Source organism: Myxococcus xanthus (genome assembly GCF_006402735.1).
Taxonomy (GTDB): Bacteria; Myxococcota; Myxococcia; order Myxococcales; family Myxococcaceae; genus Myxococcus; species Myxococcus xanthus_A.
This window is the reverse complement of the sequence record NZ_CP017174.1, coordinates 2,914,006-2,928,995: the sequence shown is the minus strand read 5'-3', so window position 1 is coordinate 2,928,995 and position 14,990 is coordinate 2,914,006. Positions and strand designations below refer to the sequence as shown.

Annotated in this window: 13 protein-coding genes; 6 read left to right on the top strand and 7 right to left on the bottom strand. The window is 68.7% G+C overall.

Translation table 11 applies throughout. The annotated features are described in order from the left end of the window. Positions 1-254: 254 nt before the first annotated feature. The 6 genes from BHS09_RS12465 to BHS09_RS12440 all read right to left on the bottom strand — a co-directional run bounded on the left by BHS09_RS12465 (position 255) and on the right by BHS09_RS12440 (position 7,339). Positions 255-1,295 (bottom strand): phosphatase domain-containing protein, encoded by a 1,041-nt coding sequence (locus BHS09_RS12465; protein ID WP_140789936.1) that lies wholly within the window; start codon positions 1,293-1,295, stop codon positions 255-257. Next, positions 1,292-2,329, bottom strand: a complete 1,038-nt coding sequence (plsX, locus tag BHS09_RS12460) for a phosphate acyltransferase PlsX (protein ID WP_140789934.1) — start codon at positions 2,327-2,329, stop codon at positions 1,292-1,294. Before plsX ends, BHS09_RS12465 begins: the two co-directional genes overlap by 4 nt. Before the next feature lie 10 nt (positions 2,330-2,339). Continuing rightward, positions 2,340-3,626, bottom strand: a complete 1,287-nt coding sequence (locus BHS09_RS12455) for an MFS transporter (protein ID WP_140789932.1) — start codon at positions 3,624-3,626, stop codon at positions 2,340-2,342. A gap of 94 nt (positions 3,627-3,720) precedes the next feature. After that, entirely contained in the window at positions 3,721-5,748 is a 2,028-nt protein-coding gene (gene gltC, locus BHS09_RS12450) for an adventurous gliding motility protein GltC (protein WP_140789930.1), read from the bottom strand. Next, on the bottom strand, positions 5,745-6,515 hold the full coding sequence (locus tag BHS09_RS12445; RefSeq protein WP_140789928.1) for an outer membrane beta-barrel domain-containing protein: 771 nt from the start codon (positions 6,513-6,515) through the stop codon (positions 5,745-5,747). Before BHS09_RS12445 ends, gltC begins: the two co-directional genes overlap by 4 nt. Then, positions 6,512-7,339 carry an outer membrane beta-barrel domain-containing protein gene (locus tag BHS09_RS12440; RefSeq protein ID WP_140789926.1) on the bottom strand — a complete coding sequence of 276 codons (828 nt, stop codon included), beginning with the start codon at positions 7,337-7,339 and terminating at the stop codon, positions 6,512-6,514. Before BHS09_RS12440 ends, BHS09_RS12445 begins: the two co-directional genes overlap by 4 nt. Before the next feature lie 276 nt (positions 7,340-7,615). On the opposite strand from BHS09_RS12440, the gene cglC reads away from it, so the two are divergent. From cglC to ybaK, 6 genes are all read left to right on the top strand, one after another. Beyond that, positions 7,616-8,128, top strand: a complete 513-nt coding sequence (gene cglC, locus BHS09_RS12435; protein ID WP_237078422.1) for an adventurous gliding motility lipoprotein CglC — start codon at positions 7,616-7,618, stop codon at positions 8,126-8,128. A gap of 95 nt (positions 8,129-8,223) precedes the next feature. Continuing rightward, positions 8,224-9,657, top strand: coding sequence for a vWA domain-containing protein (locus BHS09_RS12430; RefSeq protein ID WP_140789923.1), 1,434 nt, complete (start codon positions 8,224-8,226; stop codon positions 9,655-9,657). 160 nt (positions 9,658-9,817) lie between these two features. Beyond that, positions 9,818-11,632, top strand: coding sequence for an AMP-dependent synthetase/ligase (locus BHS09_RS12425; RefSeq protein WP_140789922.1), 1,815 nt, complete (start codon positions 9,818-9,820; stop codon positions 11,630-11,632). Positions 11,633-11,823: 191 nt separating this feature from the next. Next, positions 11,824-12,321, top strand: a complete 498-nt coding sequence (purE, locus tag BHS09_RS12420; protein WP_140789921.1) for a 5-(carboxyamino)imidazole ribonucleotide mutase — start codon at positions 11,824-11,826, stop codon at positions 12,319-12,321. After that, on the top strand, positions 12,318-13,460 hold the full coding sequence (gene purK, locus BHS09_RS12415) for a 5-(carboxyamino)imidazole ribonucleotide synthase (protein ID WP_140789919.1): 1,143 nt from the start codon (positions 12,318-12,320) through the stop codon (positions 13,458-13,460). Before purE ends, purK begins: the two co-directional genes overlap by 4 nt. A 4-nt stretch (positions 13,461-13,464) precedes the next feature. Next, positions 13,465-13,941 carry a Cys-tRNA(Pro) deacylase gene (gene ybaK, locus BHS09_RS12410; protein WP_140789918.1) on the top strand — a complete coding sequence of 159 codons (477 nt, stop codon included), beginning with the start codon at positions 13,465-13,467 and terminating at the stop codon, positions 13,939-13,941. A 7-nt stretch (positions 13,942-13,948) separates the two neighbouring features. On the opposite strand, the gene BHS09_RS12405 is transcribed toward ybaK, so the two are convergent. Next, positions 13,949-14,989 carry a zinc-binding dehydrogenase gene (locus tag BHS09_RS12405; RefSeq protein ID WP_237078263.1) on the bottom strand — a complete coding sequence of 347 codons (1,041 nt, stop codon included), beginning with the start codon at positions 14,987-14,989 and terminating at the stop codon, positions 13,949-13,951. Position 14,990 lies beyond the last annotated feature (1 nt).

Sequence of the window (14,990 nt, the reverse complement as noted above, 5' to 3'; positions counted from 1 at the left end):
GGCGCTTGAAGGCCTGCCGTCTATACCGCATCCTCCGGGTAGGGAGTAGCGATGGACGACATTGTTGTCGGATGTCACCGGGCAGCGGGCTCCCCCGCCCGCTTTCCTGCTCCCAACCAGGGGACAGGGCACGCGCGAAGCGTGGGGGCCGCGGGCCTGTGTCCTGTATCAACACAACGTCCGCTGGAAACGTTCTGGGGACGGCCCGCGCGGGGAACGCCGGCCCACCCGAGGGGCAGCCGGGCAGCCTTCCCCTACTGCGGCTTGGTGCGGCCCTTGTGGTTCCGGGGCAGCGCGTGGTGGATGAGGGACACGTAGTCCACCGCCTGAACAGGCGGGGGTGGCGGCGGCGTGCCCAGCGCGGCCAGACGCTTGCTGAAGGCGGCCAGGATGTCCGGCATGGGCCGCATCGCCGCGAGCAGCTTGTTGGGCCCCTCCAGCGCCTGGGACAGCGCCACCGCCGCCTGCTGGAGCGGCAGCCCGCGCCGCAGCAGGTCCTGGAACGAGTTGGACAGGGTGATGATGTTGTGGCCCGCCGTCTGCACCATCTCCACGGCGATTTTCAGCACCTGCGGCGCCGTCAGGTGGCCGTCCGCCAGCAGCACCAGCGCGGCCTGGAAGTAGTTGAAGATGGGCACCACGCGCGGCCCGTAGGCCGTGAAGTGCGCGGGGGGCGTCAGCTTGTCCAGGTGGATGAAGATGCGGCGCACCGGGTCGCCCACGGGAATCTTCTTCCACGCCTCGCGCACCCGCAGCGCGTCGTCCGGGTACACCCCGCCCGCCTCCAGCACCTGTGACAGCACGCGCTCGTCCACGCGGCCCGCCACCAGGTCCGCGAAGAGCGAATAGATGAACGCGTCCGCCTCCGCGTCGTCACCGAAGAGGACCTCCTCCGCCTCCACCGGCGCGTGCACCCGGCTCTCCAGGATGGCGGGCAGCTTGTAGCCCACCTGCCCGCGCAGGGCCCGGAAGCGGCCGCGCAGCAGGTTGCCCACGTTGTCCTTGAGGACGAACTCGTCCCACCGCACGCCGTCCAGCTTGAGCTTCTCCTCCAGCACGGCCCGCATCTGCTTCGGACTGCCGGAGACGATGCACAGCCGCGAGTCCCCGTTCTCCGACAGCTCGCGGATGAGCGCGCTGGCCCCCGGCACGGCCACCTTCTGGTGGGCCTTCTGGAACGCCGTCCGCACCAGGTCACGGAGCGAGTCGAACTCCGTCTGGAGGTACGTCTTGTCCAAATCCCAGCGGTAGATTCGCCGGGGCGGACGCGGGTCGATGCGGTCCGGCAAGCTCACTTCTTCAGGCCTTCCCGGATGGCGGCGCCCAGGTTGTTCGACACCACCTTCGCCGCGACCTTGCCCGCGTTGGCGATGGCCCGCGACTTCGAACGCCCGTGTGCCTTGATGAAGATTTTATCGAACCCCAGGATGGGGGCCCCGCCGTACTGGTTCCAGTCGGTGATGTCCTTGATGCGCTGGATGCCGCTGGACAGCATCGCGAGCCCCGCGCGCCATCGCAGGCTCTCCTTGTAGGCGTACTGGGCCAGCTCCACCACCGTGTCGTGGACGCCCTCCAGCATCTTCAGGCAGACGTTGCCCACGAAGCCGTCGGTGACGATGACGTCCGCGGTGCCCTTCGGGATGTCGATGCCCTCCACGTTGCCGATGAAGTGGATGTCCTTCATCTCCGACAAGCGGGCATGGGCCTCCACCACGCGGGGCGGGCCCTTCTGCGGCTCAATGCCGTTGGACAGGAGCGCCACCTTGGGGCGCTCGTTCTGGGAGATGATGCGCGCGTAGGCGGAGCCCATCACCGCGAACGTCACCAGGTCATCCGCGGTGGCCTCCACCGTGGCGCCCACGTCGAGGATGAGGGAGAACGGGTCGCCCTTCGCGCCGCGCACCGAGCGCGTCGGGTACACCGTGGCCAGCGCCGCGCGCCGCACCCCGGGGATGAGCTGGAAGTGCCGGGCACACGCCAGCACGCCCGCGCCCGTGTTGCCCGCGGACACCAGCGCCTGCGCCTCGCCCTCCGCCACCAGCCGCGCGGCCACCGCCACGGACGCGTTCGGCTTGCGCGCCAGCGCCTCGCCGGGCTTCTCGTCCATGCCGATGAAGTCCGCCGCGTGCTGCACGGAGATGCGCTCGCCGTTGTGCTTCGTCTCCGCCAGCGCGTCGTCGATGAGGGTGCGGTCCCCCACCAGGAGCGTGTGGATGTGGGGGGACTCGAGCGACAGCATCGCCGCTCCCCGGACCACCTCGCCCGGGCCGTGGTCCGTTCCCATGACATCGAAGGCAATCGTCACTGGCTGCGGCTGCGTCCCCACCATGTCCTCCATCTTAGGACCTTTGCTCGGCCCCCGCGCCTGCCATTCTCGCCTGGGCCACCAGGGACAATCCCAGGAGCCCCGCCAACGCCACCATTCCCGCCGCCGTCCCGTACGGGGCCGCGGGCCCCATCCGGGTGAAGAGCCAGCCGCCCAGCGCCGGCCCCAGAATCCGCCCCAGCGAGCCGAAGGCCTGGTACGCCCCCAGCACCGCCCCCAGCCGCTCTGGCGGGGCATGCAGTGATACCAGGGCGGACAGACACGGTGTCACCAGCGCCGACCCTACCGCCAACAACCCCATTACCGGGAACAGCCACGCATAGTCCGGCGCCACGGGCAACAGGCCCAGTCCCACCGCCGTCAGTCCGAAGCCCGCCGTGGCCAGCAGCGCCTCGCGCCCCGGCCTGCTCCCGGGCCCACCCGTCAGCCGGCGCACCAGGCCCCCCTGCACGCCCGCGGAAATCACCCCGATGGCCGCGAAGAGCCACCCGGAGCGCAGGCTGGCCTCGCGCAGCACGTCCAGGTCCGTCACCGCCGCCCGGAGGAACAGCCCCCCTTCCTGGAGCGGCACCGGCCCGGACGACAGGAAGCGCGTCAGCAGGTAGACGGAGAAGGTGCCTTCCATCTGCGCGAAGGCGGTGGTGAACACCAGCATCAGCACCAGGCAGCGCCCCACCACGGGCAGGCTCATGGCCAGCGTGGCGCCCGTCAGCGTGCGCGCGTGCCCTTCCCCCGGGCGCCCCTCCACCCGCGTCTCCGGCAGGAAGAAGTACGTGCCCGTCAGGTTGATGGCCACCAGCCCCGCCGCGAACAGACCGATGGCGAGGTTGCCGCCCCAGGCGCCCAGGAAGCCGCCCAGCGCCGGTCCCAGCACGAAGCCCAGCCCGAAGGCCGCGCCAATGACTCCCATGCCCCGCGCCCTGTCCTTCGGCGTGGTGATGTCCGCCACCACGGCCTGTGCGGTGGAGATGTTGCCACCGGAGATGCCGTCGATGACACGCGCCAGGAAGAGCAGCGGCAGCGACTGCGCGAAGGCGAACAGTAGGTACGCCAGCAGCGAGCCCACTTGACTCACCAGCAGCACCGGCCGGCGGCCGTACCGGTCGCTGAGCCGGCCCATCACCGGGGCCGACACCAGCTGCATCAGCGAGAAGACGGAGATGAGCAGCCCCACCGTGAAGGGAGAGGCGCCGAACCGCACGCCGTACACCCCCAGCTGGGGAATCAGGATGCCGAACCCGATGAGGTCCAGCGCCACGATTCCGAAGACGACACGGAGTGACGCCGCCCGCCGCACCACCAGTTGCCCCTTTGCGCAAAAAAGAAAACCGCCGGAGCGCGAAGATAGCGCTCCGGCGGCTGGAATGGGGGAGAAGTCCCCGGCCAGAGGGGCTTTACATCGCCTCGGCGGACTGGACGCGCCGGTTGGCGGTGTCGCGCTCGATGCAGCCCTTGGTCATCGTGTACTGGTAGGTGCCCAGCTCGTCACGCCAGTACTCGCCCTCGTACGGCCAGTAGAGCTGGTCGTCCTGCACGGCGACGGAGTACTTGTACTTCTTGACGATGGCCGTGCGGCCGCCCGCCTTGAGCTGCTCCTCCAGGAACTCCTTCTCCTTGGTGGTCGTCTCGAACTTGATGCGCAGGCCGTTGGCCAGCAGCTGCTTGAGCGCCACCAGCTCCGTCTCCAGCTTGCCCTTGGCCATGGTGCCGGCCTTGGAGATGAGCGCCGTGCGCTGCACCTTGAGCCCCTCCAGCAGGGACTTGCTCAGCTCGGAGTACTTGAAGGTGTCCGCCCGGTTCGCGAAGGCGTCCATCTCCGCCTCCAGCTCGAGGATGGAGTCGTTCGTCTTGCGCAGGTCCTGGTCCGTCAGGGCCAGCCGGAGGATGCGCTCCAGGATGACGTCCGTCTCGTTCTTCTCCAGGCCGTCCTTGTTCTTCTTCTGCACGTCGGACAGCACCGAGTAGTACTCGCTGGCCTCCATGTTCTTCTTCACCAGCGCCTCCAACTGGTCGTGCACGGGCAGGTAGGTGCGCTCGAAGTCCTGGAGGATGATGTTGGACTCCCGGTAGCGGCAGTTCTCGTAATAGATGACCGCCTTCAGGATGAGCGCCTCCGGGAAGTACTCCTCGCGGAAGAAGGGCGACGACAGGGTGATGAGGCTGCCCAGCGCCTGCTCGTACTGGCCCACTCGGTAGTTGGCCCAGCTGGACTCGAAGAGGGCCTCCAGCCACTGGGTGTTCCCGCGCTCCACCTTGCCCAGGTAGAAGAGCGCGAAGCGGTTCTGCTGCATGCCGTAGTGCGTACGGGCCAGCTGCATGAAGGCCAGCTCACGCAGCGACTTGTCCAGCTTCGCCTGGTCCGCCGTCTTGCCCGGCGCCGGACGCGTGAGGCGGACCACTTCCTTCATCGCCTCGATAGCCGCCAGCATCTCCCCGTTGGCGCGCTTGGACGCCGCGTCCTTCTGACGGCTGCCGTTGCGGAAGGAGGACAGGCCCTCCAGGTACTTGGCGCGGGGGAAGAACGCGTCGGTGCGCGGAATGGTCAGCGCCAGCCGCTTCACCTCCGAGAAGCTCTTGTCCGCCTCCTCGGGCTGCCCCACCTGGTCCAGCGCGCGGCCACGCACGAAGTGGTAGCGCGCCAGCAGGTAGCGGAACTCGTTGCGGTACTTCTCGGGGAACTCCTGGTTCGCGTGGCGGGCAATCTCGTCGAGGATGACCGTCTCGTTCTTCGTCTTGCGGCTGATGAAGAAGAGCCACTCCAGGCTCGTCTTGAAGAACTTGGTGGACGGGCCCAGGGAGAGGATCTTGGAGAACTCGCCCAGGGACGAGTGGTACATGCCCATGCGGTAGAGCGACTTGGCCAGCACGTAGCGCGCCTCGGTGTGCAGGCCCGCCAGCTTCGGGTCCTCCAGCAGCTCGTGCGCCGCCATGGAGGCCTTCTCGTACTCGTCGTTCTTGAAGAGGCTGACGGCCACGTCCAGGCGCTGGCGGTCCGCCGTCTTGCCAGAGACGTCCACCGCGTCGAAGGACATGGTGGGCGCGGCCGGCTTGGGCGCCTCCTGCGTCAGGTCCAGGCCCATGCCCATGCTCCCGGTGTTCGCGGGAGGCGAAGCCGGGGTGGGCGCGGGCGTGGAATGGGTCGCCGCGGGTGCCGTCTCCGCGGGAGACACGCTCGTGGGCGCCTCGCTGGAGGAAGCCGCGGCGTCATCGTCGTCCGCGTCCTCGTCCTGCACCGGCACGGACTTCGCCTTGTCGGCGCGGCTCTTGCGGGTGGGCTTCTTCTTCTTGGGGGTGGTGCGCTTCTTCTTCTTGGACTGGCCGGAGAGGTCCAGGCCCTCGAAGTTCTGCGCGTAGATGGGGGCCGTCCACGCGAGCGACAGCCCGAGGACGGCGACACGGATGAGCCGGAAGGAGCGCATCATGACTCGGACCCGAAGAAGAAGGAGACACCCAGCTCGAACAGGAGCTGGTTGCGCAGGTAGTTGCCGGAGACCTCGGTGCCCTTCTCCACGTAGATGAGGTCACGCAGCTCCGTGCGCAGCGTGATCCACCGGTTGAGGAAGAAGCGCGCGCCCACGCCCAGGTTGGCACCCGGCGTGAGGTAGTTCTGCGCCTCCGCGCCCAGCGAGTCACCGGGGCCGCGGTACTGAACCACCGAGGCGCCCGCGATGCCGTACAGGTCGAAGTGGACGAAGGTCTCAGCCAGCAGCGACACCTTGCCGTAGATGGGCGCCCACTGGACGTCCGCGCCACCCAGCAGCTTGATCTGCCCTGGCGCGTTCCCGTCCAGTTCGTTGAGCGTGGGCGGCACACAGCCGCGCGAGGAGCCCTCGCCGCCGTCCCCGAACGTGCACTTCTGCGCCGCGCCGGCCACCGTGTTGATGGCGTAGCCCACGCGCAGGCTGACACCCAACGTCTCCATGGGGTGGTACGTCAGCGTGCCGCCGAAGATGTACTTGCTGTAGAACGCGTCGCGCAGCGACAGCGTCGCGGACGGGCTGAACTCGAAGCGGCCCTTCTTGAGGAAGACGTGGCCGGAGACCGGCCGGACGCGCTCGCGCAGGGGCCCGAGCCGGTCCTTGTCGACCTCCGACACGTCGCCGGCTTCCGCCTCTTCGGTGGTCTGGGCGGAGCCCAGCACGGGCGCCGTCAGACAGAGGGCGAGGAGCACACGGAAGAAGCGCTTCATTCCGAGTCCCTCCCCGTCGACTTGAACGGCAGGAACAGCGAGATGCCTGCGTTGAGCGTCATGACGTTCTGGACGGCGCCCTTGCTGCTACCCAGGGGCTGATCCACATAAGAGGTGTTGATGAGGGCCACGTTGACGGCGATGTAGTCCTGAGCCACGAAGCGCATGCCCAGGCCCAGGTCCGCAGCCGGGTTGAGGCCTCGCCCCTGCAGCGCCGAGGTCTCCGTCCTCACCACGCCCGCGCCGGCCAGCAGGTAGCCGTCGAAGTGGAGGATGGAGTTGAGGAACGCCACCTTTCCGTAGATCGGGCTCCACTCCACGTCGCCCATCGCGGACCACTGGGGCACCGAGTAGTAGATTTTGCTGTTGAAGGTCCGCTTCGCGGTGCGCACGTCATCCGACGGCACCACCTGCATCAGCGAGGCCCGGGCGGAGATGGCCAGCGTGTCCGCCAGGTAGTAGGCGCCCCGGACCGACAACCCCACCTTCGAATAGAAGGGGTCGTTGACCGAGAGGCTCACCAGTGGCGTCAGCTCGAAGCGGCCCTTCTTGAGGTAGACCTTCCGCTGGACGCTCTTCACCCGGTCTTCCTGGGTGATGTCCGTCAGCGGCAACTGCGGATCCGCTTCCAATGGCTCGTCCGCGGGGCGGGACGCCGCGGCCGGTGTGGCCTCCTCCACCGGAGGAGGCGCGGGTGATTCTGCATCCTGCGATGACTCGGCCTGCGACTCGTCGGTGAGGTCGAGTCCCATGCCTTCCTGGCTCTGGGCGGATGCCAGTGCGGGCACCAGACACAGGGCGAGCAGCAACTTGGGGCGGTTCAAATCCGGAGGCTCCGTGAGGGAGGGGGGCGTAACTGCCACCGGGGGTTCAGCGCGACTCTCGGCTTCCACATCCTATCGGTCGTATTCCCAACCATCAACCGCGCTGAGCAAGCCAGGTTACCGCCTATCCCTCCGGTATTCCTTCACAATTCCACCCGCCGTACCGCCGTACGGGGACGTTGGTGTTCCAGGGGGCTGTGCTACCCTCCCGAGGCTCGCGGGCCCCGAGGTCCCGTGCCCCATCCCCCCTTTGTAGAGGTCAGAGCTCCCATGAAGATGTTCGTGCGAACCGCCCTCATGATGTCCGCCGCGCTCCTGTTGGGTGGCTGTGAGGTGGCCAGCGAGATTGGCAAGCCCTGCACGCTGGTGCGCAAGGCGACCCCCGAGGAGTCGGCGGCCAACAACAACTCCGCAACCATGCCCATCCTGGAGCGGGAGATCGCTAGCCAGCAGGACTTCATCTCGTTCGGGTCCGTGAACTGCGAGGATCTGATCTGCGTTCGGGACCAGGACTACCCTCGGGCCCTCAATGAGGATGGATCACTGAACGAGAATGCTCCGGCGATGGGCTACTGCAGCAAGCCCTGCGTCGAGGGCGGCTCGTCCTGCGACGTGACGGACACCGACGACGTCAATCCGGACCTGCCTGGCCGGATGTCGTGCCGCCCGATGCTGCTGGATCAGGACACGCTGGATGCACTCCGCTCGGCGGATGAGGCCTTCTACCGGCGGACGTTCGGCGAGAACAACTCGCCCTTCTTCTGCGCCGGCGCGCTCATCCCGGGTTGACCCACCCGACACTTTTCGCGCGGAGGGGTAGACCTTTCCGCGCGACTGGTTCGTAAAGGGAGGGCCCGCGCTGTTTCCGCAAGGAGCCCTGCCTCATGAACCGTACGGTCGTCTTCCTCAGTCTGGCTGGCGGTCTCGCGCTCACCGCATTGGTGCTGGGACTGCCCCAGATGGGCACCCCGCCCCCGCCGGAGCCGATCGTCGTCGTCCACCCCGCTCCACCGCCGCCCGTCCCGCCACCGCCCGTCGTGCCCGCCACGGTGGGCTCGCTGACGCTGACGAGCCGGCTGTCCCATCCGTACGTCCCCGCGGGCACCTCCGAGGTGTTCGCCACCTTCGACCTGTCGGGCGCGCAGGTGCCGGGAGCACAGCGAAGCCCTGTCAATCTGGCGCTCGTCATCGACCGTTCGGGCTCCATGAGCGGCTACAAGCTGGCCCAGGCCAAGCAGGCGGCGCGGCACCTCATCGGGCTGCTGGATGACCAGGACCGGCTGGCCATCATCCACTACGGCTCGGACGTGAAGAGCCTGCCGTCCCTGGAGGCCACGGCCGCCAACCGCGAGCGGATGTTCCAGTACGTGGACGGCATCTGGGACGAAGGCGGCACCAACATCGGCGCGGGCCTGTCCGCCGGGCGCTACCAGCTGTCCACCGCGCAGCGGACGTACGGCGTCAACCGCCTCATCCTCATGAGCGACGGCCAGCCCACCGAGGGCCTCACCGCCGACGAGGAGCTGACGCGGATGGCGCGGGAGCTGCGCGCCACCGGCCTCACCCTGAGCGCCATTGGCGTGGGCACCGACTTCAACGAGGACCTGATGCAGGCCTTCGCCGAGTACGGCGCCGGTGCCTACGGCTTCCTGGAGGACGCCGCCCAGCTCTCCACCCTCTTCCAGAAGGACTTGCAGCAGGCCGGGACGACGGTGGCGCGCGGCGTGACGATGACCTTCACCCTGCCCCCCGGCACGTCACTGGGCGAGGTGCTGGGCTACCGCGCCAGCCAGTCCGGCAATCAGGTGCACGTGTCGCTGCCCGACTTCTCCGCGGGCCAGTTGGAGCGCGTGGTGGTGCGACTCAACGTCACCGGGGACACGGTGGGGCGGACGGCGCGCGTGGTGGACCTGAAGCTGGCGTACACGGACCTCATCCGCGACGCGGAGGTGGCCAACGAAGCCTCGCTGTCCGCGGTGGTGACCAACCGGCGTGAAGAGGTGCTCGCCCGCCAGGACCGCGAGGCCACCGTCTACGCCGCCCGGGCGCGCAGCGCCGTCAACATGCAGAAGGCGGCCGAGGCCCTGAGCGAGGGACGCAAGGACGAGGCGAAGCTCTACCTGCAACGCAACCAGGCGCTCTTCGACGAAGCCAGCGCGGTGTCCGGCAGCGCCGCGGTGGCGGCGGACCAGGCCGAACAGCGGGCCGTCATGGACGAGTACGACAGCGCGGAGGGCGAAGAGGCCCGGCGCTCGCTCGTGAAGAAGAGCAAGGTGAAGGCGCTCAAGAGCTTCGGCAAGCTCGGCTCCACGTACTGAGAGTCGCGCCGTACGTCACCCAGACGCCCCGCCGCACTGCGTCGTGTTCACGATTGTGTGCAGGTGGGGCGTGAAGTTTCAGGAATGGGCCCACACAGGATGCGTTCAGCCTTAAGCTGCGGCACCTCAAACCAACCTGTTTCCGAGTGGAGCCCCCCTCATGCAGCTCCCGCAGTTCCAGACCCTCATCGACATCTTCAAGCGCAGCACCTCCACCTTCGGCAGCCGCGACCTCTTCGGAGAGAAGAAGAACGGCCAGTGGGTCTGGACGACCTATTCCCGCTTCGGAGAGATGGTCGACGACCTGCGAGGAGGGCTCGCTCAGCTGGGCGTGGGCGCGGGCGACCGCGTGGCCGTCATCTCCAACAACCGCCTGGAGTGGGCGGTGGGCGCGTACGCCACATACACGCTCGGCGGCGCCTACGTCCCGATGTACGAATCGCAGCAGGTGAAGGAACTGCAGTTCATCCTCAACGACAGCGGCGCCAAGGTCGTTTTCTGTGCCACGGATGACATCGCGCAGCGCATCCAGTCCGTCCGCGCGGAGTTGCCGCACCTGGAGCACATCATCCGCTTCAGCGGCACCACCAGCGACACGGACAGCTTCGCGACGCTGCTGCGGCGGGGCGCCGAGACGCCCACGCCCCTGGTGAGCCCCAAGCCGACGGACCTGGCCGGCCTCATCTACACGTCGGGCACCACGGGACAGCCCAAGGGCGTGATGCTCAGCCACGCGAACATCGCCCGCAACGTGTCGGCGATGCACGAAGTGTTTCCCATGGGGACGGAGGACCGCTCCCTGGCCTTCCTGCCCTGGGCGCACGTCTTCGGCCAGACGGTGGAGCTGCACGCGCTGCTGTCCATGGGCGCTTCCATGGCCATCGCGGAGGCGGTGGAGAAGATCATCGACAACCTCTCCGAGGTGAAGCCCACGCTGCTGTTCAGCGTGCCGCGCATCTTCAACCGCATCTACGACGGCCTGCAGAAGCGCATGGCCGGCGAGAAGGCGGTGACGCGGTTCATGTTCCACCGCGGCCTCGCGGTGGCGGCCCAGCGGCGCGCGCTCGCGGAGGCGGGCAAGTCGAGCGGCCTGCTGGACCTGCAGCACGCCTTCTTCGACAAGGTGGTCTTCTCCAAGGTCCGCGCGCGCTTCGGCGGGCGGCTGAAGTACGCCTTCTCCGGTGGGTCGGCCATCTCCAAGGAGGTGGCGGAGTTCATCGACAACCTCGGCATCACCGTCTACGAGGGCTACGGCCTCACGGAGACGTCGCCCATCGCCACGGCCAACTTCCCCAACAACCGGAAGATCGGCTCGGTGGGCAAGGCGCTGCCCGGGGTTCGCGTGGAGATCGACACGGCGGCCACCGGCGAGGCGTCGCAGGGCGAAATCGTCGTCCACGGGCACAACGTGATGATGGGCTACTACAACAAGCCCGAGGAGAACGAGAAGGTGTTCACTGGGAACGGCGGCTTCCGCACCGGTGACATGGGCTACCTGGATCCGGACGGCTACCTCTACATCACCGGCCGCATCAAGGAGCAGTACAAGCTGGAGAACGGCAAGTACGTGGTGCCCAGCCCCATCGAGCAGTCGCTGGCGCTCTCCACCTACATCGCCAACGCGTTGGTCCACGGCATGAACAAGCCGTACAACGTGGCCATCATCGTCGTGGACGTGGACACGCTGAAGAAGTGGGCCACGGAGAAGGGCCTGGACACGACGTCCATGCCGGAGCTGCTCAAGCGTCCCGAGGTGCTCCAGCTCTACCGTGAGCAGGTGAACGAGTTCACCCGCGACGTGAAGGGCTATGAGCGCCCGCAGCGCTTCCTGCTCGTCAGCGAGGACTTCACCGTCGCCAACGACATGCTCACCCCCAAGATGAGCGTGAAGCGCCGCAACGTCGTGGCCCGCTACAACGACGCCATCGAAGCCCTCTACCGCGAGGGCAGCGACCGCAACGTCTCCGCGGCCTAGCCGTCCTGGGTGGCGGGCAGGGGCTCATCCCCCTGCCCCACCCTGCGTGCGGGCGCGCGCCGGGAATGCGGGAAGGCCGGCGTGTCATCCTCGTCACCTTCGCCTTTCCGTGTTGACCCGCGGAATCCCCCCGCCCTATCTCCGCGTTCCTCCTGGTTTCGGCGGGACAGCGCACGGAGGCGCGCACACCAATGGCGAGCACGGTCACCCCGTGGGTCGGGGTCATCATGGGCGGTAAGAGCGACCTGGAGCACCTGCAGCCCGCGGTCGACATCCTCAAGGAACTGGGCATCCCGCACGAGGTGCGCGTGGTGTCCGCCCACCGCACCCCGGACTGGATGATGGAGTACGCGTCCACCGCAGAGACGAGGGGGCTGTCCGTCATCATCGCCGCGGCGGGCGGCGCGGCGCACCTGCCGGGCATGGTGTCGAGCAAGACGCTGCTGCCCGTCATCGGCGTGCCCATGCCCACCACGCTGCTCAGCGGCCTGGACGCGCTGCTGTCCATCGTCCAGATGCCCAAGGGCGTGCCGGTGGGAACGCAGGCCATTGGCAAGCCGGGCGCCGCCAACGCCGCCCTGCACGCCGCGGCCATCCTCTGCCTCAAGTACCCGGAGCTGCGCGAGCGGCTCGCGGCCTGGCGCAAGGCGCGTACTGACGAAGTGCTGGCGCACCGGGAGCTGTCATGAGCCCCCGCGTGGTGCTGCCCGGCGGCACGATTGGCATGCTCGGCGGCGGCCAGCTGGGGCGGATGATGGCCCTGGCCGCGCGCACGCTCGGCTTCCAGGTCCAGGCGTTGGACCCGGACGCGGACTGCCCGGCCCACTCCGTGGTGGACCGATGTGTCACCGCGTCCTTCGGTGACACGGCGGCCGCGGAGACGCTGGCGCGCGCGTGCGACACCGTGACGCTCGAAATCGAGAAGATTCCCCTCGCCACGCTGGAAGCGGTGGCGCGGCACACCCCCATGCGCCCGGGCGCGGACGTGCTCCGCGTGATTCAGCACCGGGGACGGCAGAAGGGCTGGCTCGCCAAGGGTGGTTTTCCCCTGGGCCCGTGGCGCGAGGCGCACTCCGCCGCGGAGCTGGCCGAGGCCATCCAGGTGCTGGGCGGACGCTGCTTCGTGAAGTCCAGCGAGGGCGGCTACGACGGGCGCGGGCAGGTGGAGGTGACTTCCGCGAACGAGGCCGCCCAGGCGTGGCGCGAGCTGGGTGAGCGCTCCGTGGTGGTGGAGGCCGCGCTGGCGCTCCAGTCCGAGCTGTCCGTGCTGGTGGCCCGCAGCCCCAATGGGGAAGTGGCGGTGTATCCGCCGGCCTTCAATCACCACGAGGAGCGCATCCTCGCGTGGTCGCTGCTGCCGGGGCCGCTGCCGCCCGCGGTGCTGAACAAGGCCACGGAGCTGGCGCGCGGCATCACCGAGTCGCTCCAGGTCGAAGGCCTGCTCGTCATCGAGCTGTTCCTGCTGAAGGACGGCAGCGTGCTCGTCAACGAGCTGGCGCCGCGCCCGCACAACAGCTTCCACTCCACCGAGGTGGCGTGCCTCACCTCGCAGTTCGAGCAGGCGGTGCGCGCGGTGTGCAACCTGCCGCTGGGCTCCGTGGAGGTGGTGCGTCCAGCGGCCATCGTCAACCTGCTCGGGGACCTGTGGCTGAAGGACGGTGGCCCTCGCTTCCAGCAGGTGCTGGCCATGCCCGGCGTCCGCTTGCACCTGTACGGCAAGCGGGAGGCGCGCAAGGGCCGGAAGATGGGGCACCTGTCCGCGGTGGGCAGCTCGCCCGAGGACGCGCTCGCCCGCGTGCAGGCCGCCGCCACCGCGCTGGGGATGTGAGGCCGTGAAGACGAACGCCGCCCGACTCCTGGACTCGCTCGGCGTGAAGTACGCGCTGCGCGACTACGACGTGGACCCGGAGGATTTGTCCGCGGAGTCGGTGGCGGCCAAGGTGGGCATGCCCGCCGAGCAGGTCTTCAAGACGCTGGTGGCGCGCGGCGACCGCACCGGCGTGCTGATGGCGGTGGTGCCCGGCAACGCGGAGCTGGACCTGAAGGCGCTGGCCCGGCTCAGCGGAGACCGCAAGGTGGACACTGTGCCGCTCAAGGAACTCCAGCCGCTCACCGGATTCATCCGGGGCGGCTGCACGGCCATCGGCGGCAAGAAGGACTATCCCGTGTACGTCGACGAGACGATGGAGCTGTTCGACGCCATCGCGGTGTCCGCGGGCGTGCGTGGCACGCAGCTCGTGCTCGCCCCCGCGGACTACCTGCGCGTGACGAAGGCGAAGACAGGCCCCATCTCCCGCGACAAGGCCTGAGTCCGGCTCACGGTGATTCGGCCGGTGACTGTCCCTGCTCGGGAACGAAGAGCACCTTGCCGGACGTCATGTCCGCCGAGGCGATGCGCACCGCCTCGCCCGCCGACTCCAGCGGGAGCCGGGCGCGCACGGGCGTCTCCAGCGTCTGCCCCACCAGCGACGGCACGCCCATCAGCGCCTTGATTTGCGCGGCGCCGAAGCCTTGCCGGTGCCACTCCGACAGCCAGAAGCCCTCCACCCGCTTGCGCCCGAAGATGAGGTCCCCGGGCGCGATTCGGCACTCCTGTTCGGAGAGCGAGCCATATACGATGACGGTGCCGCCCTCCGGCAGCGCGTGGAGCAGCTGCCCGGTGAGCCGTCCGCCCACCGGGTCGAAGGCGAGCAACACCTTCAGCTCGTGACACAGGCGGAGCAGCCGCTCCTCGAACTCGGGCTCGTGGGTGCTCAGCACGTGCTCCGCGCCCAGGTCATGAAGCAGGGCCACCTGCTCCGGGCGCCGCACCACGTTCACCATGGCCACGCCCCGGCGCTTCGCGAGCGCCAGCAGCATCCGTCCCATGGTGCCCGCGGCGGCCGTCTGGGCCAGCGCGGCGTGGCCACCCTCCTTCGCGCGCTCCATCAACACCCACGCGGTGAAGGGATTGATGAAGAGGCTGGCGCCCTGCTCGTCGGAGACCTGGCCCCGCAGCGGCAGGCACTGGCCCAGGGGCACCGCCGCGTACTCCGCCCACAAGCCGTCCCCTTCGCCGGGCGCCACACATGCCACGCGGCGCCCCACCAGGAGCCGGCCCGCGACGCCGCCCGAGGCCACCACCGTCCCGCTGGCCTCCAGGCCCGGCACCACGGGCAGCGGCTTGCGGATGCCGTACTGCCCACGCATGAACATCAGGTCCGCCGGGTTGATGGGCGCCGCCGCCACGCGCACCAGGACCTGGCCCGTGGTGGGCCGAGGCACCCGCCGGGATTCCACGCGCAGGGACTCCGGCCGTCCGTCATAGGCGGTGAGGACCAGCGCGCGCATCGTCTCGGGAACGACGGGGCTCTTCATC